Raw genomic sequence first — 24,478 nt, forward strand, 5'->3', positions numbered from 1 at the left:
TAGATTTTGGCCTTTTTATTTTGGGGGAATTTATTATAAATAGGTGGAGATAATAACTTTTACCTCAAGGCTATGAGACATCGGAGTAGAATAAACAACAAAATTCAGTGGTGTAGAATATTTTTTAAGTAATTATGGTGTTTTTGGGATATTTTATGGTATATAAAAAGAAAAATCAACGATATAATGTTAAGACTTTGTAAATTTTTTGATAAGATATTGTAAATTCGACAAAATCCAATAAAATAAGACAGTGGATGAAGAAAAATAGAAAGTATCATTGGAGGGTTTCCTAATGTTGTTTGGTTCAAAAAAAGATGTGTTTTTTGAGAAACTATTATTGGTTGCTAGAAATGTAGAAAAATCAGCCAAGTACCTAGTTGATCTTAAAATCGATAATATCAGCGATTTAAAAGAAATCGCTACAGAAATGAAGAGCTACGAAAGTGAAGGGGATACTTATATTCACGAATTGATTGTCGATTTAAATAAGACCTTTATCACACCGATTGAACGGGAAGATATTTTACAATTAGCAATGAAAATGGATGATGTACTCGATGGAATGGAACAGTGTATGGCTTATTATGAAATGTTTTCTATTACGGAGCATGATGAATACATACAAAAATTCGTCAGCTATATCTACAGTAGCACCCTTGAAATAACAAAGGCGCTGGAATTATTGTCTAATAAAAAACTATTAGATATGAGAAAACATGCAATTGAAATAAAGGATCTCGAATCAAAATGTGATGAACTGTTAAGAGTGTCGATTAAGCATTTATTTGCTAAACAGAAAGATCCAATTATTATTATGCAGTATAAAGAAATTTATGAAATGCTTGAAAAAGTAACTGATAGTTGTCAAGATGTTGCAAATACTATTGAAACCATCATCATGCGAAATGCGTAAGGGAGCGTCAATTTAAAGTATGGATACAATTTTAATATTAACGATTTTAGTTGTTATATGCGCGCTAGCATTTGACTTTATAAATGGGTTTCATGATACGGCAAATGCTATTGCAACGTCTGTGTCTACACGTGCTCTGTCACCAAGAAGAGCCATCATTTTAGCCGCAGTGATGAACTTTATTGGTGCAATAACTTTCACTGGTGTGGCTAAAACAATTACTAAGGACATTGTCGATCCATTTGCTTTAGAAAATGGTTCACTTGTCATTTTAGCTGCATTAGTAGCAGCGATTATATGGAATCTACTTACTTGGTATTACGGTATCCCAAGTAGTTCTTCCCATGCATTGATTGGTTCGATTGCTGGAGCTGCAATTTCAGCTGCTGGAATTGGAATCTTGAACTATTCAGGCTTTATTAAAATCTTGCAAGCACTACTCATTTCCCCGTTCATTGCATTGGCTGCTGGGTTTATTATGATGAGTTTGTTTGGTCTTATTTTTAAAAATACTAATTTATATAAAACAAATAAAGGATTTAGGATATTTCAAATTTTCACAGCTGCTTTGCAATCATTCACTCATGGGACAAACGATGCCCAAAAGGCGATGGGGATCATTACGATGGCTCTTATTGCTGCTAACTACCATAGTTCCGATGATATACCACTGTGGGTTAGAATTTCTGCAGCATTAGCTATGGGGATTGGTACGTCAATCGGTGGATGGAAAATAATAAAAACTGTTGGTGGGAAGATTATGAAAATCCGTCCAGTAAACGGTGCTGCTGCTGACTTATCTTCTGCCATCATTATCTTTGGTGCAACACTCATTCACCTCCCTGTAAGTACAACACATGTTATTTCTTCAGCCATTATGGGGGTTGGATCTGCACAGAGAGTTAAAGGCGTGAAATGGGGAGTTGCAGGGAAGATTGTCCTAACTTGGGTCATTACTCTACCTATTACTGCGCTTTTAGCCGCAGTGGTTTATCAACTGTTAAATTTAATTTTCTAAGCTAATTAAGTGAAACAAAATAAATCCTTGCTTGTTTGGGTATTTATAAAAGATGGCGTTACTTCTACTGGAGGTAAAGTCATTTTTTTGTATATATTTATTGAAAGGTCTTTGCTTTTTCAACGTTTGTCAATGAGAGAAGGATAGGTATAATCGATGTCTAAAAACTTTGCATTTCCGTAAAAAAATGGAGATAATATAAGTTAGACATAAAAAGGATTAGACAGTTTTGTCATTGTTAAATTTGGGCACGCTTATGGATATAGATAACACTTGGGTGGATGAGAACCATTACTTTTTGTGAAAAAGGGAAAATATAATCTTTTATAGAAAATAGGATGATAGGGATGAAAAAGGCAAGAATTATTTATAATCCAACTTCAGGACGCGAGCTTTTTAAAAAGCACTTACCTGAGGTGTTACAAAAATTCGAACAAGCTGGTTATGAAACGTCATGTCATGCCACAACTTGTGAAGGCGATGCAATTCAGGCAGCTAGGGTGGCAGCTGAAAGGGGCTTCGATCTCATCGTAGCAGCAGGTGGAGATGGGACAATTAACGAGGTAGTAAATGGAATAGCAGTGCTTGAGGACAGACCAAAGATTGCAGTTATTCCTGTTGGAACGACAAACGATTTTGCAAGAGCAATTGGAATCCCGTTAAATAATGTTCCCCAAGCAGTTGAGGTTATTTTAAATGGCGAATCTAAGAAAATTGATATCGGTCATGTCAACGATCAATATTTTATCAATATAGCAGGTGGAGGCCGTTTAACAGAACTGACTTATGAGGTTCCAAGTAAATTAAAAACAATGGTCGGCCAACTTGCCTATTATTTAAAAGGGGTAGAAATGCTACCATCACTTCGTCCAGCTGAAGTGGAAATAGAATATGATGGTAAGCTTTTTCAAGGAGAAATTATGTTATTTCTAGTTTCGTTAACGAATTCTGTTGGTGGCTTTGAAAGGCTTGCACCAGATTCGAAGCTAAACGATGGAATGTTTGACTTGTTAATTTTAAAAAAGGCAAACTTAGCAGAATTTATTCGCGTTGCAACCCTTGCGATAAGGGGAGATCATATAAATGACGACCATATCATTTATACAAAAGCAAATCGGGTAAAGGTTACGAATAAAGATAAAATGCAGTTGAATTTAGACGGTGAATACGGTGGCCTGCTTCCCGGTGAATTCGTTAATCTCTACCAGCATATTGATTTCATTGTGTCATCAGACAAAGCAAGGCAAATGGAGGACTAATCAACTTGGCAGAATAGTGGCCAAGTTTTTTTTATAATATCAGAATTTATAAGTTTTGGCTTCGAGAATTGTCCAGCGCAAGCGTCCTAGCCCCTCTTGGGTCTAAGCCATTCTTGAATTGAAGGTAAAAAACACCTTCTATTCAAGAGTGGCTTATTTGCCCGAGGCTGATCAAGGCGCTTGCGCTTTTCTTAATGTCAATCGACTATGTTAAAATGAGTCATACTAGTTTGAATGAAAAGGAAGAAAAACATGTCAAAATTACAAGCGCCAATTATGAAAAATGAATATTACGATGTAACCTTTGAGGATTTAACTCACGAAGGTGCAGGTGTGGCAAAAATTGAGGGCTTCCCTATTTTTGTTGAAAATGCACTCCCAGATGAACGTGGTAAAATTAAAGTAACGAAGGTGAAAAAGGGCTTTGCATTTGGACGATTAATTGAGATATATGAAGAAAGTGAAAATCGAATTGAAGCACCCTGTCCAATCTATGCTCAATGCGGAGGATGCCAACTCCAACATTTAAGCTATGAAGGCCAGTTAAGCTTTAAGAAAAAGCAAGTAGAGCAAGTACTTGCGAGAATTGGCAAGTTAGATTTGAACAAAGTAAAGGTTCATCCAACGCTTGGCATGAATGATCCTTGGAGCTATCGAAATAAGGCTCAAGTACCTGTGGGTGAACGAGAAGGTGGTCTTGTAGCCGGATTTTATCAAAAGAGAAGTCACGATATCATTGATATGGAAAGATGTCTTATCCAACAAGCTGAAAACGATGACGTGGTTCAAGCTGTAAAAAGAATTTGTGAGAAAAACGGCATCCGTGCGTATAACGAAGAAAAGCATAAAGGTTGGCTTCGTCACATTATGGTGCGTTATGGACTTGTTACGAAAGAAATGATGATTGTGTTTGTGACAAAAACAGCGGACTTTCAACATAAGCAAGAAATCATCACACAAATCACTGAACAATTCCCAAACGTAAAATCAATCGTTCAAAATATAAACAATAAACGCACGAACGTCATCTTTGGTGAGGAAACCAAGGTTCTCTGGGGTGAGGAATACATTTACGACAAAATTGGTGACGTAACGTTTGCGATCTCAGCTCGTTCCTTTTATCAAGTCAATCCTGAGCAAACAAAGGTGTTATATGATAAAGCACTAGAGTATGCAGAGCTTACGGGGAAGGAATCTGTTATCGATGCCTATTGCGGAATCGGCACAATCTCTCTATTCCTTGCTCAAAAAGCAAAAAATGTATTCGGTGTTGAAATTGTACCTGAAGCGATTGAAGACGCAAAACGAAATGCAGAGTTAAATGGAATAACAAACGCTGAATTTGCGGTAGGAGAAGCGGAGGTTGTTATTCCAGAATGGTATAAGCAAGGAAATAAGGCAGATGTCATCGTTGTCGACCCACCACGAAAAGGCTGTGATGAGTCACTATTAAAGACAATTTTGGATATGAAGCCAAATCGTGTTGTGTATGTGTCCTGTAATCCCGGGACACTTGCTCGAGATCTGCACGTGCTTGAGCAAGGTGGCTATGAGACGGTTGAGGTGCAGCCGGTTGATATGTTTCCGCATACGACACATGTGGAGTGTGTTGCTCAGTTAGTTTTAAAAGTGTAGTCAACTAACAAACGTTCTCCAACCGAAAGATCATGATCATTCTTCCATTCAAGGGAGAATAAGGATTTTGAAATGATGGATATTGCTACAAGTCAGCCTGCAGCCTATGATTTTTTTAAAAAATAAAAATGGGTTTTTCAGGTAAACTTCATTATAATGGCCTACTATGAATGTGGTCTGATAGGTGATTTTGGAAGAAGTATTTTAACAACATACAAAATGAAGAAGCAGAAAACCATAAAAGGTTATCTGCTTTGTTTCATTTGGTCGATCCAAGGTGTTTGATCTCAATATTGTTGAAGATCGCTGTTCCGCCTTCTGAGAAGAGAGTGATGCCTTGATCATTTGCTCCAGGGAATATTAAATTGGAATGAGCGATCCTTCCATCATCCACAAAGACTTCAATACTAGATTTATCAACAAGTATCTTCAAGTGAACTTGCTGCTTGCTGCCATCAAATTGCGCTTTGCTTTCTACATTTTGATTGCTTTCGTCAGGGTGTCCGGTCATCAATCGATTAACATAAGAGTATTGTTGTAGTGGATCAACAAATACACCAACATCGACATGGCTTTCCTGATCAGTCGATTCTCTGAGCCGCAGGCCAGCATTTTTAATCTCTGTCCAAGAGATATCTGCCTCTAATTGATAAACATTGCCTTTGACATCAAGTGTTTCGGAGCCATTTACTTCAATTTGATTAAAAGAGTCTATTGAAGTTGTTAATTGATTCACAGCTTCAATTGGCTGTGAGGCTAAATAGTATAAATTGTTTCCCTCATGCTTAAGTTCAATTTGACGAACAATTGAATCCATTCCGTTAAAGTCCTCTTGCAATGTTGGGGTGTTATGAGCATATGCCCAGCTATTCATCCAAGCGATGGCGTAACGTTTTTTATATTTATCGCTTTCTTTTCCATCTTCAAACGTTACACCGCCATACCAATCAAAGCCATGATCTAACCATTGCGGTTCATTCTGGTCGGGGTTAAATTCCTTACCGTCAAAATATCCAGTCCAATAGGCATAAGTATTTGGCTGATCAATTGATTTCCCATTTGCGCTGACACCCAGCACCCATTTTAATGTTCCATCATTAGCACGCAGCAAATAGAGATCTGGACACTCTAAGATTCCCATTTTCTCTGTAGTAAAACTGCTCATATAATGCCAATTCTTTAGGTTGTGAGACTCGTAAAAACCTATTTTGGATCCTTCCGCCATGACCATTACCCATTTATGATCTCTGCTATCCCAAATGATTTTAGGATCCCTAAAATCGTGTGTGCCTGGATTTAGCATAATCGGCTTATCGCTAAAAGAGGTAAACGTCTTCCCTTTGTCTTTACTGTACCATAGAAATTGTTCCTGCTTGCCGCCATCTGCAGAAGGTTGTGTCACAATTGCGATGAAAGCACCTTTTCCAAACCCTGCTGTATTTTCCTTGTCTATCACGACTGAGCCTGACCATGGATCTCCATTTTTATTCGTATATTTGGGAATAGCAACGCCTTCATCATTCCAATGCAATAAATCTACTGAAGTCGCATGCCGCCATTCTGTGCCATTCCCATTTGGATAATCACGATTATAGAGATAATAATAATGGTACCTTCCATCAATAAAGATTGGTCTCTGAGGATCGTTTTTCCATTTATCCGGTACGGTAAAGTGATATTGAGCTCGATACGAATGCTCATTATTTTCTGGTGTTGATTCCTCTTCCTTGGAGGGGGGATTTTCTTCTTTTTTGTTCGTTGATTTATTTATTTGATTAATCAAAAATCCGATGACGATGATAAGAGATAATCCAATCAATATGAAATTCAACGATTTCATCCATTTTTTATTACATGTTTTTTTGTTCAAATAAACTCACCGCACTTATTGTTTTTCTATTAAAATAAGGTAAGCTGCTTTTATATAAAAAGAAAATACCAATTGATTTATTGGCATTTTCTTTTTGTGTTTTTTACTTTACCTGATAAAAGTATTGATTAATTCTATAATTATTTTATTGTTACTTGTCCTTGTTCAAGGATACTATTTTCCACTACAGAAGTTTTGTCGCCATTAATGTTAAGCTGGAAGCTTGGCGCAAATGTAGATTTGTGCTCTTTGAAGTAACCTCTATTTGTCATGTAACTTGTTACCACTGTATTATCACTGCCTTCTTGCGGAATAGCAAAGTGAGCGTAGTTCCAAGTAACATCATATGGATCAAGATCATGATGTAAAACAAGTCCAGTTTTATTTAAAGGTTTGTATGGTCCAGTTAAGGAATCTGATACATAACCTAGTAAATAAATATCTTCATTGTCAATTCCATCAATCGTCATTTTTGATCCACGTGAACTTGTGAATAAGTACCATTTTCCATCCTTTTTAAAGATGTTCGGACGTTCGATTTCATCAGTTACTGTGTTTGATGCAACTAATGGTTTCATAACTCTTTTTAAGCTATAATCATCATTAATTTCAATAATACCTAAAGCACCGTTTGAAATTTCAGCTAAATCTTTCTTAGGACTTTGTAACAATTTGCTTTTTTCATTTTGGAAGAAAACGTTACTTCCGCCATAGTAAGCTTTATTGAATAAAGATTCTTCACCTTGGTATCCAGTTTCAGTTCCAGTATTAGCTTCGAATACTAGATATTTATGACCATTTTCTTCGATATAGTGAGGATCTCTTAATGTATGGTTATCAGAATAATCACCATTTCCGAAAGCTTGCTCAACCGTTTGATAGAATTTCTGGTCACCATCAAAGATTGATTTGTGATCTTCAATTCCATCTACTTTCAACGTGTTTGAACCTTGTTCAGACACATTGATTTGAGCTGTTGTTAATGTTTGTTTTCCGAAGAAGTTGTGTGCTGGATCCCAGCCATGACGGTTTGTATAGAACAAACGAACCTTTCCGTCTTCAGTTAAAGTAGCTGAACCTGACCATTCTTCCGCTTGGTTTCTTAAGATAGGATCATCTGATTTGAATTTATCGGAATCTTTAAACACTCTACCTGCATTTTTCCAGCTATCAATTCCTGTGTCACCAATTTTTTTATAGAACATGTAAATAAAAGTGTCCCATCCTTTATCAGGGTCCCCAGCTAAACCGAAAACAATTTGGTAGCCATTATAATTTGCAACTGTTCCATCAGCATTTTGTAGCGGCCATGTGTCCCACACATCTAAATCAATTACGTTACCTAACTCATCATACCCTTTTGCAGAAGGGATGTTTTTAATTTTAGATTCGTCGAATTGAGGTACTGTATATCTTGAATCACCTTGTTGTTCAATGATCTTGTGCATGTCTGAACGTGTTATATGGGAAATTCCATATGATTCATTGTGATCACGGGAGTCTTTTTCTTTCGCATAAGTCAGCGATTCTCCTCCACCTAATAATATAGCTGTACTAAGTGTTACGACTGTTGCTTGTTTAGCAAATCTTTTAAAGTTCATCGGTCGTCCTCCTAGAATATTTTAGTTGTTACACGATGGTTCTTTACCAGAAAACGGCTCCAGTGCCACCGTGTCTTGTCTACAAATAGAATTATAGGGTAGTTACGATTCTGTGAATATGTCATAGATTGATAAGAATTTAGTCGTAAATTGATATATAGGGGGGATTTTAACGAAAAACCCCCCCCGACAAAGGGGATGGACGATATCATTTGATTAAGGTGATAATGGATCATGAGGTTCATACAGTTCTTAAGTTGAATTTCTTTCTTACGTTACACAAACATTTAGCTGAAGCTGATTGCTTTGGATAGTTGTTAGCATGGTTACTGACTAGTAGCTCTATCCCAAGATTTCTGAAACTCTTGCAGTAACTGATCGCGATGAAACTGTTTTCCGACATATAACTGTATGGAAGATCCAAATTCTTCTCTTACTCCGACAGGAAAATGAAACCAGTTAGAACTCATGGTTTTTCCTTCTTTGTAATATGCTAATGTATCATTGGCAAGGGGACCTAAGTGGTTAGACTCTATATTTTTAAAAGCAGGGATGAATTTAAATTGTTCAGTCATAAATGTTTGTCCTTGTTGGGAAGAAACCATCCAGTTTAAGAATTTTTTTGCTTCCTTTTTCTTTTCGGGTGTTGATTGTTTGTTTACTACCCAATAATTTGAGACACTAACGACCAAGGCATCATTTTTACGTTCATCATTAATAGGTATTGGAAGAAATCCAATATTCATATCAGCCGATAATTGATCAATCATTGGCTGAACCCAGTTTCCTTGAAGTATCATTGCTGTAGCTCCTGTTGCAAACAAATTTACTTCCATATTGTAGTCCGTTGTTAGCGGATTATCATTTCCATATTTTATTGTTAAATCCAACAAATCAATGATATCCTTGAATTGCTGATTATTGGTGATTTTTTCTGTACCGGAATTGAGGTTTTTTATAAACGTGTTTGGATCTTCTTGTTGAGCAAACGCGATATTTAAAAGAAGTACCCCCAATTTCCAGTCCTCGTAATAACCATTAGCAAAAGGAGTAATGCCTGCTTTTTGTAATTGTTCTGAGGCCACTCTTAATTCTGTTAGCGTTTTTGGTATCGTATTGATTCCTGCCTGTTTAAACAAATCCTTATTGTAAATAAAGCCATATCCTTCCATGTTAACTGGCATACCATAAATCTCTCCATTAAATGTCATTGGGGATAATGTATCCTTATAGGCATTCTTCACCCATGGTTGATCTGAAAGGTTTTCTAAATATTTCCGCCATAATATCGCATATTCGTATCCAATGTTTGTGAAAATATCAGGACCTGTACCTGCAGCGATCTGTGCTTCTAGATCGGCAAGATCATCAGTTGCGCCACCAACAGTTTCTATCTGAATATCTATGTTAGGGTTTTCCCTTTCATAAGCTTTTACCATTTGTTCGAACTGTTTTGAAATTTCCACTTTAGGATTTCTTATATTTAAGGTGATTTTTTGTTCGGCAATTTTTCTCTCTTTCGTTGTCGGCTCCGTATTAATTTTTTGACATGCTGCAAGAGAAAGGCTCAGAGTTCCAATTAATAATATGTGTACTATCTCTTTTCTCATCAACTCACCCCAAGTATGTTTCACAAGATATAAATACGGAAATGATTTCAATCTATCTACTTGTCAATGCAAGTTTTTTATCTAAGTTTCGATACTCAAATGGTGTTATCCCAACTACCTTTTTGAATAGCTTTGAAAAGTATTTTTCATCTTTATAGCCAAGCATTAATGAAATAGATAATATACTCTCATCTGTTTCACTTAGCCATGATTTTGCCTGATCAATTCTAAGATTCATAATGTATTTTGATAGGGGCATTCCAGTTTGTTGTTTAAATTTTCTTGAGATATGTTCACGACTTAAGAAGAACCGGTTTGCCAGTTTTTCTAAACTTAGTTCTTCCATATAATACGTTTCTACATAAGCAACAATGTTTTGCATTCGCTGCGCATCATCCAAGTCATTCAAACGGTGTATCGTGCGGTATCTTTGATCATCCATCGCTTTTTGTAAGACTTGGTACAACCTAGGTATTTCATTAAATAAACGTAACGCTTTCCCGCTAACCAGTCGAACTGGAATGTCAAATTGATGACTAATCCATTCTTCAATCGCTAACCAATGCCTTTGTGTAGAAATAACAAGACAAAGATTTTGATCATGCTGAAGCGCAAATGCGTTTCCCCAGTCTTGATTAAAGAGCTCATCAGCTAATAATTGAATGTATGGTTCTGAATGATGCATATGATAAAAGGAAATGAGTGTAACATCGTATTCATCTGCAAGGGGAAGAAATGAAGCGACTTCTAATTCTTCGAATGGTTCCCCTAAACAAGCTTGTGTAACGACATGATTCATACGAAACCTTTTAACCTCTTCGAGTACGCCTTTCTCTTTGTTTTGACGCTCTTCCTTTTCACTCAGCCAGGACTCAATGGCTGCTGACAAGGTATTATTGAATGGATCAGCTTCAATCGGTTTTAATAAATAGTCGAAACTGTTGCACTGAATGGCTTTTCGCATAAATGAATAGTCGTCAAAGCCTGTAATGAAAATAACTTTGCCTGAATAAGCGATTGAGTTTAACCACTCCATGATTTCGATTCCGCTTATTCCGGGCATTTTTATGTCAGTGAATATAATTTCCGGATTTTGTCTTTCTATTATTTTTTTTGCTTCCTCTCCATTAGCTGCTTCTAAAACATCAGTGATCCCGTGTTGTTTCCACTGTCCTAAATGTCGAATAACATAACGGACATTGAACTCATCATCTATAATTAGAGCCTTCATACAGTTCCAGCCTCCTTATCAAAAATTTTTAAGGTAACAATAATCTAATTGTATAGAGTTGTTATAAATGAAAGTGTGCTAATCGTTTGATACATTAGGTTCTAGAGGAATGACAAGTTGAACTAAAAAGCCTTGTCCTTGTTTCGTATCTAGCTTTAGACCTGCATTTTGTCCATAGTTTAAAACCAATCGGTCATGTATGTTTTTTAGACCGATATGTTCGTGTGAATAGGTTCCTGTATAAGGAGCGGTGTAAATATTTTCTCTTAATGATTGCAACTTTGAGAGTGTGACACTTGAGCCATCATTTTCTACTGTTAGAGTTAAAGTTTCTCCTTTTATTTCTCCGTATATGCTTAAGTGCCCATCTTGGAATCCTTCTTCATAACAATGTTTAAAAAAGTTTTCAACAAGCGGCTGAATAATCATGCTTGGGATTTTCATTCTTTGAATTTCTTCGTTTAGTTTAATAGAAATGTTTAAATTGTTTCCAAAACGCTCCATTTGTAGGGAAAGGTATGCTTGTATATAATCCACTTCATCGCGTACCAGGACCCATTGATCGGCACGGATAGAGTATCGCATCATTTTGGATAAGGATGTTACTAATTGGTAGACATTTGGAGACTGAGAACGTAGAGCAACAGCACCAATTGATTGTAATGCGTTAAATAAGAAGTGCGGATTTACTTGAGATTTTAGTGCTCTAAATTGGTTTTTTCTATTCTCAATGTCTAGTTTATATTCACGTTCAATGTGGCGGTTAATGCGGTCCATCATATCCTTCATATGTTTTTCAAGATGACCAATTTCGTCCTCTCTTTTATGATGAAAAGGGACATTCATATTTCCACCTTCAATAGACCGCACTTTTAGGCTAAGCATTTTAATTGGACGAGTGATTCTATAGGAAACAAAACCTATCATTAGCAACCCCATCATACCTACTCCAATTCCAACGAGTATGTTTATAAATGCAGTCTGTCTTGCATCTTGAAATAAAAAATGACTAGGAGTTATCTTAATTAGTTTCCATTGTTTTAGTGATCCAGATAAAGTTTTCGATAATAAAATATCTTCTCCCGAATCAATATCTGTAGCATTGATACGCTCTAGTAAGCTAGGTGGAACAGACTTACCGATAAGAGTAGCGTCGCTTGCATACATAACACGATCATTAGGATCAACAAGTAATACAGATTCTTCATTCTTCTGAATGAGGGTATTACATAACCGAGCATATCCATTTAGATCGATATCCATTGTAATAATTCCGAGAAATTCATTTGAAAGCACATCAACTATTTTATGGTGAAACGTCATAACTACTGTGTTGTCCGACTGAGGAACAATGGCAGCATTATTATAATTTACAATTTTATGAGGAGGCTCAATCAGATAGTTTACGTTCGATTGATAAAGTTTTTTAATTGATTCTTGGTTTAATAAGTCAGGTTTCAATTTAGGAGCACTGACTTTAGCGTTATAAGCGGTAAAAGATTCTTTGTTTCTATCAAGATAAAAACGAACTTGGCGGATTTCATTTCGCATAAGATAAAAAGTTTCTATGCTTTTTTCTCTTGAGTTTGGGTTAGAGTATCTTGAATCTTCACTATCATTTCTGAAGACCTGAAATAAGTCAGGATTCCGATAAAGAATATAAGGAAGATTGATCATATCTTGAAAGTATTGCTCCAGTTCTTCTGACAATTTATTCATTTGATTGTTACTGACCTCAAGTGCTTGCTGTTCAACTCTATCTTTTGTATATCCATATATAAAAAAAACAGATAAAAAATACGGTATGATGATAAAAAGAAGAAGCATAAGAAATAAGCGACTTTGAATGCTTTTCATCTAAAAATGCTCCTTTCGTTCAGGAATTCTAAATTAACATGCCTTTTTACAAAAAAATAAATAGAAGGTTGGATATGACGAATCATGAACGACTAATAAGAACTCTTTAAGAGGCAAACACTCTTTTACCCTTACTCTATTATTAAAATCTAATGCTATTTGATTAATTTAGTCAACATAGGGTAAATCATTGAAATTAAAGACAGGAAATGCTCAATTTCCCTATTATAATTGAGTTTGGTAACGGTTACTCTGAAAGATGAAATCCCTATCATGATTTGAAAAATGAATCTTAGGTACTAGTAGATATTGAATTTTTACAAAAAGTAGTTAGATTGGATTAAATGGTGTAATAATCTTAATTTTTGCCCTGCAATTCCTTCAAATTACTCGTTGATTCTAATGTAGTTGCTGATTGTTATAATGAAGAGTTATTAAATCGTTTAGCTTGAGGCAATGGAATGAAAAGAGGATTGTCCGGCAGTTATGTATTATAAATGCATAAATCTGCTAACTATTGTAGGTTAAATATAGTGATCGGCAGTCAACACATGTGGAGTGCGTAGCACAACTCGTATTAAAATAAAAGAGAGGTGCGGCCGGTTGATATGTTTCCGCATAAGACACATGTTGAGTGTTGTTCACTATTAACTTATAGAGGTAAATAAAGATGTAACAGTTAGTAAAGAGCCTCTTCACATGGATAAGGCTCTTGATTTCTTTTCTGAAAAGTATAAAGGGAAAGAGTCGCCGTTGAATATAATAAATAAAACTAACTTTACAATAAGTTGGTTTTACTTGTTTAATGCTGATAATATGAACGCTATTAAAGCTTTCTACATAAAAGATATACCTTTGGCAATTCTTTTAAGTAGTCCTTAATTATATTTTCGAAATATTTAGATAACATATAATCCATTGCAATATGTTTCTTTGCTAAAGTAAAATGATTATGAAAATGATTTCATGTTTATTTTGACAGTGGGGTGATAAACAAGTGGCTACAATATCAGATGTTGCAAAATTATCAGGATTATCGAAAACAACAGTTTCTCGTGTAATAAATAATCATCAGTATGTTTCGGACAATAAGAGAGAATTAGTACTTAAGGCAATGAAAGAGCTTGGTTACACACCCAATCCTTCCGCAAGGAGGCTAAGAGGACAGTTAACTACAACAATAGGTGTCATTGTACCTAGAATTGTGAATCCATTCTTTTCGTATTTAGTGAATTCTATTGAACAGGCTGCCTATAAAAAGGGACACCAAGTGTTGATTTGCCAAAGTAATGAAGATAAAGAAAAAGAATTAGCATTTTTAAACTTATTAAAAACAAAGCAAGTAGATGGAATTATTATGACTTCAATCGAAAATGATTGGGAAATTATAGAGTCGTATAACGAATACGGTTCTATTTTGTTATGCAATGATTACGTAAATCAAGCAATTGTTCCAATGATCCGTTTAGATCAAATCAAAGGGGCATATTTAGGCGTTAAGCATTTAATTGAAAGGGGCCATCAAAAAATTGCTTACTGCACAGGTGGATTGTTTGATGAGCAGGGGAAAGGTAAAGATCGTAATCAAGGTTTTCAAAAAGCATTAAATGAAGCAGGAATTAAGATCAATCCGAAATGGATTTTTATAAATCAGCATACAATTGAAGATGGTAAACAGATAATAAAGCAGATTCAAGCGATGGATGATCGTCCAACTGCTATTTTTACTGGAAGTGATGAAATTGCGGGCGGAATAATAATTGAAGCAAAAGATCTGGGTTTAACAATTCCTAATGACCTTGCAATCATTGGGTTCGATGATCAGCCAATTGCAGAAATACTAGATCCTAAGCTAACGACTATTCGGCAACCAGTAGATCAGATGGGGGAAAAATCAATAGAAGTGATGATCGAGATGCTAGAAAATAACGAAATGGAGATAAAAAACTATGAGCTTCCGATAGAATTAATTGTTCGACAATCGACATAGTTTTAAATGCATTGTTAATCTCGCAACAAGTGAGGGACAAAGTGAAACTTTCATAGCAGTTTCACCTTGTTGTTTTTTCAACAAATTCCAACAGCATAGGCCTTTTCGGAAGATAAATGGTAAACACAGTATCTCTGTTATGTTTAATTTGATAATTTTGGAATTTAAGAATATGAAGAGAAAGCGTTGACAGAAGATAAAACTAAAATTATAATAAAAAACAGAAACCGGTTCCATTACCAAGTATAGTAAATAAACATATTTTTTTATTTTGTTATGGAACCGATACCATATTCATTCTAAGTTTTTTATAACCGTGTTATTTGCGTAAATGTGATTAAATCTTTGTGAATTTTAGCGTTATCTCTTGCTATATTTTTTTGAGAGATTATGGAATCGATACCATATGCAAATAACAGACGTAATTATCTAAGAAAATCTCTTAAATATACACAATAATGGAGGGAACAACATGAAGAAGTGGTGGCAAAAAGAAGTTATTTATCAAATTTATCCTAAAAGCTTTTATGACTCGAATAATGATGGAATAGGCGATATAAAAGGGATTACCCAAAAACTAGATTACTTGCAGTCTTTGGGGATTACGATGGTGTGGATTTGTCCAATTTACCAATCTCCAATGGCCGATAACGGGTATGATATCTCAGATTATTATCAATTAAATCCAGAGTTTGGAGACATGAAAGATCTGGATGAATTGATTGTTAGGGCAAAAGAAATAGGGATTAAGATTGTCCTTGATCTAGTCATAAATCATACATCTGATGAACACCCATGGTTTCAAGATTTACTAGAGAACCCAGAAAGTAAATATAAAGATTATTATATTTTGAAATCTGGTAAAGACGGACAACCTCCTACTAATTGGCGCTCTGTTTTCGGCGGCAGTGTATGGGAACCTTTGAATAATACAGATCAGTATTACTTTCATTCTTTTGGAATTAAGCAACCTGACTTAAATTGGGAAAACAAACACGTCCGAGAAAATTTATATAAAATGGTCAATTACTGGTTAGATAAAGGCATTGCCGGGTTTAGAGTGGATGCGATAACTTTTATAAAGAAAGACCAAAACTATGATGACCTCCCTGCTGATGGAGTAGATGGACTTGTAAAGTGTACAAAGAAGGCTCGTAATCAAGCGGGAATTGAAGATTTCTTACATGAATTACAAGAAGAAACATTTTCTAAATATGATTGTGTGACGATTGGTGAAGCACCTGGAGTACCTTATGAGCAATACGGTGATTTTATTGGAGACAATGGCTACTTTTCAATGATTTTTGATTTTAGATATGCAGACCTTGATGTAGCTTCTGGTAGTGAGTGGTTTAAGAGGGTCGATTGGAATGTATTAGATCTAAAGAAATTAATCTTCACTAGTCAAATGGAAATCCAAAAAGCGGGCTGGGGAGCAAACTTTCTAGAAAATCATGATCAAAATCGATCAATAAGCAAGTATATAAAGGAAGAAGCAAATCGACATTTCCATTCTGCGACAATGCTAGGAGCGATGTTTTTCTATCTTCGAGGTACACCTTTTATTTACCAAGGTCAAGAGATTGGTATGACTAATTTTGAACGAAAAAGTATTGAGGAATTTGATGATATTTCAAGTATTGATCAGTATTATCGTTCCATGAACGAAGGCTTTAGTGCAGAAGAAGCATTGCACTTTATGAACTTGCGAAGCCGTGATAATTCAAGAACGCCATTTCATTGGAATGCTAAAGGATATGGTGGATTCTCAGAAGTAAAGCCTTGGTTAGGAATGAACGAGAATTACAAAACGATTAATGTGGAACAACAAGAGCAAGACCCTGATTCCATCCTACACTTTTATAAAAAAATCATTCAAGTTAGACAGTCAAGTGAGACAAGCGATTGTTTAATTTATGGAGAGATTGAGCCTATTTTAGAAGAGCATCCAACGATTGTTGCATACAAACGTAAGTTGAATGATGAAGAGGTTGTTTGTTATTTCAATTTTTCATCTGAGAGCCAAAAAGTCGAAGTGGATCATTATAAATATAATGTTTTACTAGACAATTACAAAGAAGAAAAAGAAACGATATCGGAGCAGGAATGGTCTTTAAAGCCATATCAAGCACTAGTACTTCAAAAGAAAGAAGCGAGCCATCATGAGTGGAAATAGATACGAACGTATAGGGAAAGAAATTGTTAATGTCATTGGTGAGGGTAATATCGAATCGTATGTTCATTGTGCAACAAGGTTACGCTTTTCCATTAAAGATCGCGAAAAGATTGATGATGAGGCAATTGAAAAGATTGATGAAGTAAAAGGCGTATTTTTTAATGCTGGTCAATATCAGGTCATTTTAGGTACTGGTACGGTCAATAAAGTCTACTCCGCCTTAAGAGGGGGCCAGCCTGATCAGGAGGATGAGCAACCGAAAGAGGAAGCACCTTCTAATAGAAAGGATAAGGGACTAAGAAAGGCTGTACGAACGTTGGCCGATATCTTTATTCCTATTATTCCAATCATTGGGGCAACGGGTTTATTCCTTGGGTTAAAGGGTGTGTTGTTTAGTGATGCGCTCTTAGGTTTAATGGGCATGAGCATTAATGATATTCCTAGTTATCTGCAAACACTTATATCCGTTCTGACAGACACAGCTTTTGCCTTTTTACCAGCACTAATCTGTTGGTCTGCATTTAGGAATTTTGGCGGTATGCCTATCATTGGTTTTGTACTTGGGCTAATGCTAGTCTCTCCTGCTCTTCCGAATGCGTATGCGGTAGCAGACATCAATAGTGGAGTTGAACCGATTATTGCTTTCGGCTTCATACCGATTGTTGGTTATCAAGGTAGTGTGTTAACGGCTCTAGTAGTTGGGATCCTTGGGGCAAAGCTTGAGAAGAAGTTAAGGGCTGTCATGCCGAATGCATTAGATTTAATTTTTACTCCTTTCTTTGTTTTATTATGTATGATGATTACTGGTTTACTCATTTTAGGACCTTTATTGCATTTTGTGGAAACAGGATTAATAACAGTTGTTACTCAACTTATCCATGCTCCGCTTGGTATTGGCGGACTGTTGATTGGATTTATCTACCCGTTAGCAGTTATAACGGGAATGCATCATTTATTTATCATGATCGAAACAACTCTGCTTTCGAATACTGGGTTTAATCCCCTAATTACTCTTTGTGCGATGTACGGATTTGCAAATGCTGGTACTTGTTTGGCGATTACAATTAAAGCGAAAAAAAGTACGATAAAGGTTATGGGGGCAAGTGCAACTGCTACACAATTACTAGGTGTTAGTGAACCGGCCTTGTTTGGAGTCGTTATGAGGTATAGCATGAAGCCGCTTTATGTTATGATAGCTTGTTCCGCTGTTGGAGGTGCGATTCTTTCCTTATTAAATATCCAAGCAAATTCATATGGTTTGGCTGTGGTTCTTTCTCCTTTAATGTACATTTATGAGTGGAATCAGCTAGTCGCTTATATCTTGGTTTCTATTCTGATCTTTGCTTCTGCACTTATCATTACTTACTTATTTGCAGTTCCAAAAGAAGTCATGGTAGAAGACCAAGATCAGAAACTAAGCAAGGTGAGTTAATATCTTTTAAAATGAAAAGGCATTACATCATTAAGCCGAGGTAATTGATGTGAAAGAGGATAATGAGGTAGTGATTTATTATAAATTCATGAACCAGTTATCTATTGTAGTTTAAAAGTAGTGAATATAGTTAACACATGTGGAGTGCCTAGCGCAACGGTGAGGTAAAAAGGGGCTTTGGGTAATAAGTGATTCGGATACACCTATGGAGAAAGTTTAATATTACAAACTGAATCAGCACAGTAACTAACTATATATTTAACATAAAAACGCTCGGGATAAATCCCCAGCGTTTTTAACTATTTAACGGAGACAGTTTCTTCAAAGGAAAGTCCCAAATAACTATATTTTATAATAACTTTGTTGATTTTTTTATCCCGCATTAACGGGCAGTAATACCCCCACCTCTAAGCTTGAGTGAATCAAAAAGAGGCGAAGGTGGGGGATATAACTGCCCGTAAAAGCTAAGGTAAGTCTCGCTATCCATCAGTGGGGGATAAGGAACCCCCCACTGATGGAAGTCTCGCTTTATCATCGCTAAACGGTTAATCCATAGCTTTTATCACTTTCAGTAGCAGTACCATTATCTAGTTTTGCAAATTGTGTGGCTGGAGATGTGTTCGATTGGATTGTTACATCTCCTATATTAACAAAATGATAATTTCTTGCTTCACTATTAGAATCATCAGAAATAATAAAGCCTTTTAACGGATGGCTAACCTGTATCTTTTGTTTTGAAGGTTCCTCATTGTTATTAATTAACACCTTTTTAACCTTAACATCATTAACACCTTTATTTCCTATTCCAACGATTACTATATGTTCATCAAGTGATGTAGCAACTGTACCAATAACCAAAGGTGGATTATATTTAACAAAAGAAAAAAGCCCGATCGATATAATTAAAAGCATTAATACAGTAATCAAACCTATTGTTTTCAATTTATTCAACACCTCCATTTCTTGAAGCTTACCAGTTAGTAAATAGCCTGGCAAAGTACTTTATGTATAAAACGATAGTAGACATCTGCTCTGCTGAAAGATGAACAACGAATTGATTTCGAAATGGATAATTCTCAGCTAACAAAGGAAGTTATGTGTTAGAAGTTGAATTGACAAGTTAGGGGGACCGCTCCATATGTAGAATATGTCTTAATACAGTAATAGTAAATGTTCTTTCTTCTTAAATAAACGTTTGTTTAAGTTCAACAAGGCATTACGAATAAACGAAAAGGGCTTGGAGTGAATCCAAGCTTTTTGTGCTATTTAGTCTCAAAATCCTACTGTGTTTTAGTAACTTATTTGAATTGTGATTTTATATTTTCTCCACTTTTTAACCTTATTTGAGAGGGGCCTATAATATTTTAATCATTAAAAAGAATGAGTTAGTTTTCCTTATATTTTCCAAACAAATCTATTATTGGAAAATATAGGAGGTAATTCAAATGTGATAATAGAGGATACTAGCATGGATGTCGAAAATTGCTGAATGATAGATAAAGCTAAAAAGTTGATAGATTTTCAAGAAAATTCGATAGATTATCCTCTCTCTCCATCATCACCAAAAAGCTCACTGCATCTAGTGCTTCTTTTGTTCTTTATAGGAAGAATTGGTTGCGACAACATAAAAAAGAGAATTATATTGTAATATATCAAAAAAGTTATTATAATAGTTTTCATTGAGGAGACAAATGTCTTTGTCTGGTGGAATGTGAAGGGTGAGGCAATTCATCGAGAAATTCATCACCTAGAGATCTATTAGCAACGACTTCTAGTAGATGAACTCTCGGACTAGCCTTGGCGGGTTTTTAATAAGAGTCATCTATTATTCATGTATATCGATTTGCAAGTTTATAAATTTATCTTAAATTATTGGGGGATACTTATGAAAAGTATACTGAAAAAGTGGAATCAGTTAAGTCTGGTAAAACAAATAATGATAGGTTTGATTATTGGGATTGTCTTGGCTGTAACGATCCCAGAAGCAGCAAAGTCTGTTACAATTTTAGGTTCTTTATTTGTAGGTGCTTTGAAGGCGATTGCACCTGTGTTGGTACTCTTCTTGGTTATGTCGGCCATCGCTCAACATAAGAGTGGTCATCAAACGAATATGAAATCAGTTATTATCCTATACCTTTTGGGAACCTTTTTAGCTGGTTTGATCGCTGTTATTGTAAGTTTTATTTTTCCTGTAAGTTTAACACTTGTAAAGGGTGCTGAAGGTGTGACGCCTCCTGGTGGTATTGTAGAGGTTCTCAAATCGTTACTGCTAAACGTTGTTGATAACCCAATTAAAGCAATTTTTAATGCGAACTATATCGGTATTTTAGCGTGGGCGATAATCCTTGGCTTGGCTTTACGAAATGCAGCTGATACGACAAAAACGATGATTTCTAATTTTTCAGATGCTGTTTCCAAAATGGTTACATGGGTAATTAAGCTTGCACCATTGGGAATCATGGGTCTAGTCATTGAGTCTATTACGACAAATGGAATTGAATCGTTGCTAAGCTATGGAAAATTACTTGGCGTTTTAATCGGTTGCATGATTTTTGTAGCACTGGTTGTCAATCCGATTATCGTGTTCCTAGTGATAAGACAAAACCCTTATCCGCTTGTTTTTAAGTGTTTAAAGGAAAGCGGGATTACAGCATTCTTTACACGTAGCTCAGCTGCAAATATTCCTGTAAATATGAGATTATGTAAAAACCTAGGTTTGGATAAGGATAGTTATTCAGTATCCATTCCATTAGGCGCAACGATCAATATGGCTGGTGCGGCTGTTACTATTTCTGTTTTGACACTTGCAGCGGTTCATACACTTGGGATTCAAGTGGATCTTCCTACAGCAATAATCCTTAGTGTAGTGTCAGCTATATGTGCTTGTGGTGCTTCAGGGGTCGCAGGTGGATCTTTATTACTGATTCCTCTAGCATGTAGCCTATTTGGAATTCCAGCTGATGTTGCTATGCAGGTAGTTGGAGTAGGCTTTATCATAGGAGTTTTACAAGACTCTTTTGAAACGGCACTTAACTCATCCACGGATGTACTTTTTACGGCAGCAGCTGAATTTAAAGAGTGGCGTGAAGAAGGGAAAAAAATAGATATTCGCAAAGCAATATAAAGAAGATATCCGCTTATCTGCGATTGAACTGCATCCCGAATGTTAGGCTCGACTAACATTTAGGGGTGCAGTTTTTTTATGTTTAGCAAAAACATTATATCGATAAGCTGATATTTATTGTTATTGCTATTATGAGTTTTAGTTGAAAAAACAATAAAGTGAAGAAGTTTTATATTTTTTGAATACCAAAAATTTTACAATAATTTTACATGACCTTAATAAATGATTAGGAAAACTGTTATATACTTGCTCTTTAAAGGAAAAAAATAGGTACTTGCTGCCAGTTGACTGGCGTATAAAATCAGTGAAAATAGGAAAGGTCGGATTTATTTAGGGAGTAAACTTAAACTGTCCGTGAAGGTTAGTTAAGTGCAATAAACAAAAAATGGAAAAACACTTATGGTAGCTTTCTAGATTAGTTTCTTTTGAATCTGCTTGACTTAGCTGCATGATTTTGAATTTTTGCCACTTTATTCTGCATAGCTTTGATTATCATGTAGGTCATTGGGGAGGCAGCGAAGGAATGTTCAAAAACAAAAATAAAATGGTAATTTCGTGGGGGTATCAGCTTGGACTCGGCTATATCATCTTTTATTAATGATTTTAATTTTCTCATGTTCCTATTATTTACTTTGATGTATTCGTATCAGTTTGTATACATGTTTGTTGCATTTAAAGCGAAAAAAGATTTTAAACCTAGGAAACAGAATGTTCATCAAAAAAAATACGCAGTGATCATTGCTGCGCGAAATGAAGAACTCGTTATTGGGCACCTGATCAAAAGTATAAAAAATCAGAAGTATCCGAAGGAATTAATTGATATTTTTGTTATTGCAGACAACTGTACCGATAACACTGCCCGGGTTGCAAAGAAAGCGGGTGCTATCGTTAGGGAGCGCTTCAATACGGATCGGGTTGGAAAGGGATATGCTCTCGACTTTATGATAAAAATCATCGAGAAGGAATATTCATCCAGTAAGTATGAAGGATATTTTGTGTTTGATGCCGATAATCTTCTTGATGAGAACTATATAGCGGAGATGAACAAAACTTTCAATCAAGGTTACAGAGTCATCACCAGTTACAGAAACTCCAAGAACTATGACCAGAATTGGATTTCTGCCGGATACGCACTCTGGTTCCTACATGAAGCTGAATATCTCAACCTTCCAAGAATGGTTCTTAACTCCAGTTGTGCCATTTCTGGTACAGGATTTCTGGTACATGCTGAATTGATCAAAGACAATGGAGGGTGGATCCACCATCTCCTTACAGAAGACATTGAGTTTTCTGTTGCTCAGATTATTAAAGGCGAAAAGATTGGATACTGCAAAAGCGCCATGTTCTATGACGAGCAACCGGTCACCTTTACCCAATCCTGGTATCAAAGATTACGATGGGCGAAGGGTTTCTATCAAGTTTTCGCTAAATATGGCCGGGATTTAGTTGGTAGTATTTTTCGAGAAAAGCATAACAGATTTTCATGCTACGATATGACTATGACGATCATGCCGGCCATGCTCGTTTCCAGTTTAAGCATGATAGTGAACGGATTCTTCTACTTAGCTGGTTTTTTTGAATTATTTGGTGGGAAAGAGCTTATCCATGTAACGACTATCGCCATGTTAAAATCCACTGGTTGGTATTATGGACTCCTGTTTATACTTGGCTTCATTACGACCATAACGGAATGGAGAAACATTCATTGTTCTGGCTGGAAAAAGATTGCTTATACATTTACCTTTCCATTTTTTATGTTTACCTATATACCTATTTCTGTCGTGGCCTTGTTTAAGCATGTTGAATGGAAACCAATTGCTCATACCGTAGTGAAATCAGTTGATGAAGTACGATAATGACACGATTTGGAATATGAGTTATACTTTTGTTCGTAAAGCGAACCTCCATCAGTGGAGGTTTTTCTTTATAACTCATTGATTGTTAGCGTGTGCAACATGTTCGCAATTCAGTTGAAAAAGCAGCTATTCAAATCCAAATATAGTATGTTCCCATACAATCATAGTGAGTCTTTCTATATTATTTTTGTTATGCATCTTTTCATTGTTATAGGAAACCTTCAGTGATTTTTAGTCTCGGGATTATGGTAATTTGTAGTGCAGAAATATGGATTGAGCAAAAGGATTTAATTAGACAGTGGTTAAACTTAATCGTGCGATAAGAAGAATCTCCATTTAATCAATTTACACATGTGAAATGATCAAATGGTTTTTTTGTCGTTTGTTAAGAAAAATTTAGAAGTCATCATCTGAAAATTAATATTTCCTTTTCTCAATAATCTGAAGAAAGCTAATTGAAATTCTCAAAATACATATGTGGATCAAGATAGTTAGTGGTCTAACGGAGTATTAATTATAAAAAAACAGAAAATGCTGAAAATTAAATACGTATTTTAAAATTTATTATTGTGTTTTTTAGTGATAACTATTATCATTAAGTTAGAAGTAATAATGGTTATCAATTAAAGATGAAAACAATACTTAAATAGCGTCATTTGGAACGTTAAAAGCAGAAATATGATCAGAAGGTATGATAAGTCAGTTACAATTTATAAACAATTTTACACATTAAGAATAGAGAATTTATTTTAAATACTGTACAGACTACTCGCCGGATTTATCCCACCTTAACGGGCAGTAAAACTCCGACTTCGAGATTCGAGAGAAGCAAAGAAGATAAGTGGGAGATAACTGCCCGTAAAGATCCGATAAGTCTCGCTAACCATCAGTGGGGATGAAGAA

General features: G+C 35.6%; 15 protein-coding genes. 9 read left to right on the forward strand and 6 right to left on the reverse strand.

Annotation, left to right across the window (positions count from 1 at the left end; genetic code table 11):
- The first annotated feature begins 295 nt into the window (after positions 1-295).
- From K9V48_RS11760 to rlmD, 4 genes are all read left to right on the forward strand, one after another.
- Positions 296-916: a DUF47 domain-containing protein gene (locus K9V48_RS11760; protein WP_224139187.1), complete on the forward strand. Its 621-nt coding sequence runs from the start codon at positions 296-298 to the stop codon at positions 914-916.
- A gap of 19 nt (positions 917-935) precedes the next feature.
- Positions 936-1,934 (forward strand): inorganic phosphate transporter, encoded by a 999-nt coding sequence (locus K9V48_RS11765; RefSeq protein WP_224139188.1) that lies wholly within the window; start codon positions 936-938, stop codon positions 1,932-1,934.
- 347 nt (positions 1,935-2,281) lie between these two features.
- Entirely contained in the window at positions 2,282-3,193 is a 912-nt protein-coding gene (locus K9V48_RS11770) for a diacylglycerol kinase (protein ID WP_224139189.1), read from the forward strand.
- A gap of 252 nt (positions 3,194-3,445) precedes the next feature.
- Positions 3,446-4,828, forward strand: coding sequence for a 23S rRNA (uracil(1939)-C(5))-methyltransferase RlmD (gene rlmD, locus K9V48_RS11775; protein WP_224139190.1), 1,383 nt, complete (start codon positions 3,446-3,448; stop codon positions 4,826-4,828).
- 259 nt (positions 4,829-5,087) lie between these two features.
- On the opposite strand, the gene K9V48_RS11780 is transcribed toward rlmD, so the two are convergent.
- The 5 genes from K9V48_RS11780 to K9V48_RS11800 all read right to left on the reverse strand — a co-directional run bounded on the left by K9V48_RS11780 (position 5,088) and on the right by K9V48_RS11800 (position 12,997).
- On the reverse strand, positions 5,088-6,668 hold the full coding sequence (locus K9V48_RS11780) for a glycoside hydrolase family 32 protein (protein ID WP_224139202.1): 1,581 nt from the start codon (positions 6,666-6,668) through the stop codon (positions 5,088-5,090).
- 170 nt (positions 6,669-6,838) lie between these two features.
- A complete protein-coding gene (gene sacB, locus K9V48_RS11785; protein ID WP_224139191.1) occupies positions 6,839-8,299 on the reverse strand; it encodes a levansucrase in 1,461 nt (486 codons plus the stop codon).
- Positions 8,300-8,625: 326 nt separating this feature from the next.
- Positions 8,626-9,909, reverse strand: a complete 1,284-nt coding sequence (locus K9V48_RS11790) for an ABC transporter substrate-binding protein (RefSeq protein WP_224139192.1) — start codon at positions 9,907-9,909, stop codon at positions 8,626-8,628.
- 52 nt (positions 9,910-9,961) lie between these two features.
- A complete protein-coding gene (locus K9V48_RS11795) occupies positions 9,962-11,140 on the reverse strand; it encodes a response regulator (RefSeq protein ID WP_224139193.1) in 1,179 nt (392 codons plus the stop codon).
- Positions 11,141-11,218: 78 nt separating this feature from the next.
- The gene (locus K9V48_RS11800; protein WP_224139194.1) at positions 11,219-12,997 is read right to left on the reverse strand and encodes a sensor histidine kinase; all 1,779 of its coding nucleotides are present in this window, start codon (positions 12,995-12,997) and stop codon (positions 11,219-11,221) included.
- Positions 12,998-13,994: 997 nt separating this feature from the next.
- Here K9V48_RS11800 and K9V48_RS11805 point away from each other — a divergent pair.
- The 3 genes from K9V48_RS11805 to K9V48_RS11815 all read left to right on the forward strand — a co-directional run bounded on the left by K9V48_RS11805 (position 13,995) and on the right by K9V48_RS11815 (position 18,595).
- Positions 13,995-14,987 carry a LacI family DNA-binding transcriptional regulator gene (locus K9V48_RS11805; protein WP_224139195.1) on the forward strand — a complete coding sequence of 331 codons (993 nt, stop codon included), beginning with the start codon at positions 13,995-13,997 and terminating at the stop codon, positions 14,985-14,987.
- A 472-nt stretch (positions 14,988-15,459) separates the two neighbouring features.
- A complete protein-coding gene (locus tag K9V48_RS11810; RefSeq protein WP_224139196.1) occupies positions 15,460-17,163 on the forward strand; it encodes a glycoside hydrolase family 13 protein in 1,704 nt (567 codons plus the stop codon).
- The gene (locus K9V48_RS11815; RefSeq protein ID WP_224139197.1) at positions 17,150-18,595 is read left to right on the forward strand and encodes a PTS transporter subunit EIIC; all 1,446 of its coding nucleotides are present in this window, start codon (positions 17,150-17,152) and stop codon (positions 18,593-18,595) included. The genes K9V48_RS11810 and K9V48_RS11815 overlap by 14 nt, the downstream gene beginning before the upstream one ends.
- A 537-nt stretch (positions 18,596-19,132) precedes the next feature.
- Here K9V48_RS11815 and K9V48_RS11820 read toward each other — a convergent pair.
- Complete coding sequence (locus K9V48_RS11820) at positions 19,133-19,537, reverse strand: hypothetical protein (protein WP_224139198.1); 405 nt, start codon at positions 19,535-19,537, stop codon at positions 19,133-19,135.
- Between the two features lie 943 nt (positions 19,538-20,480).
- Between K9V48_RS11820 and sstT the strand changes: the two genes are divergently transcribed.
- Both sstT and K9V48_RS11830 read left to right on the forward strand, forming a co-directional pair.
- Positions 20,481-21,719 (forward strand): serine/threonine transporter SstT, encoded by a 1,239-nt coding sequence (gene sstT / locus K9V48_RS11825; RefSeq protein WP_224139199.1) that lies wholly within the window; start codon positions 20,481-20,483, stop codon positions 21,717-21,719.
- A gap of 569 nt (positions 21,720-22,288) precedes the next feature.
- Entirely contained in the window at positions 22,289-23,575 is a 1,287-nt protein-coding gene (locus tag K9V48_RS11830; RefSeq protein WP_224139200.1) for a glycosyltransferase family 2 protein, read from the forward strand.
- Positions 23,576-24,478 lie beyond the last annotated feature (903 nt).

The sequence above is a fragment of the Metabacillus rhizolycopersici genome (assembly GCF_020075705.1).

What these genes read in the sequence shown, in the direction of transcription:
- K9V48_RS11770 (WP_224139189.1), top strand. Translation starts at nt 2,282, where the DNA reads ATGAAAAAGGCAAGAATTATTTATAATCCAACTTCAGGACGCGAGCTT.
- K9V48_RS11800 (WP_224139194.1), bottom strand. Translation starts at nt 12,997, where the DNA reads ATGAAAAGCATTCAAAGTCGCTTATTTCTTATGCTTCTTCTTTTTATC.
- sacB (WP_224139191.1), bottom strand. Translation starts at nt 8,299, where the DNA reads ATGAACTTTAAAAGATTTGCTAAACAAGCAACAGTCGTAACACTTAGT.
- K9V48_RS11780 (WP_224139202.1), bottom strand. Translation starts at nt 6,668, where the DNA reads ATGAAATCGTTGAATTTCATATTGATTGGATTATCTCTTATCATCGTC.
- sstT (WP_224139199.1), top strand. Translation starts at nt 20,481, where the DNA reads ATGAAAAGTATACTGAAAAAGTGGAATCAGTTAAGTCTGGTAAAACAA.
- K9V48_RS11815 (WP_224139197.1), top strand. Translation starts at nt 17,150, where the DNA reads ATGAGTGGAAATAGATACGAACGTATAGGGAAAGAAATTGTTAATGTC.
- K9V48_RS11760 (WP_224139187.1), top strand. Translation starts at nt 296, where the DNA reads ATGTTGTTTGGTTCAAAAAAAGATGTGTTTTTTGAGAAACTATTATTG.
- rlmD (WP_224139190.1), top strand. Translation starts at nt 3,446, where the DNA reads ATGTCAAAATTACAAGCGCCAATTATGAAAAATGAATATTACGATGTA.
- K9V48_RS11790 (WP_224139192.1), bottom strand. Translation starts at nt 9,909, where the DNA reads ATGAGAAAAGAGATAGTACACATATTATTAATTGGAACTCTGAGCCTT.
- K9V48_RS11765 (WP_224139188.1), top strand. Translation starts at nt 936, where the DNA reads ATGGATACAATTTTAATATTAACGATTTTAGTTGTTATATGCGCGCTA.
- K9V48_RS11795 (WP_224139193.1), bottom strand. Translation starts at nt 11,140, where the DNA reads ATGAAGGCTCTAATTATAGATGATGAGTTCAATGTCCGTTATGTTATT.
- K9V48_RS11810 (WP_224139196.1), top strand. Translation starts at nt 15,460, where the DNA reads ATGAAGAAGTGGTGGCAAAAAGAAGTTATTTATCAAATTTATCCTAAA.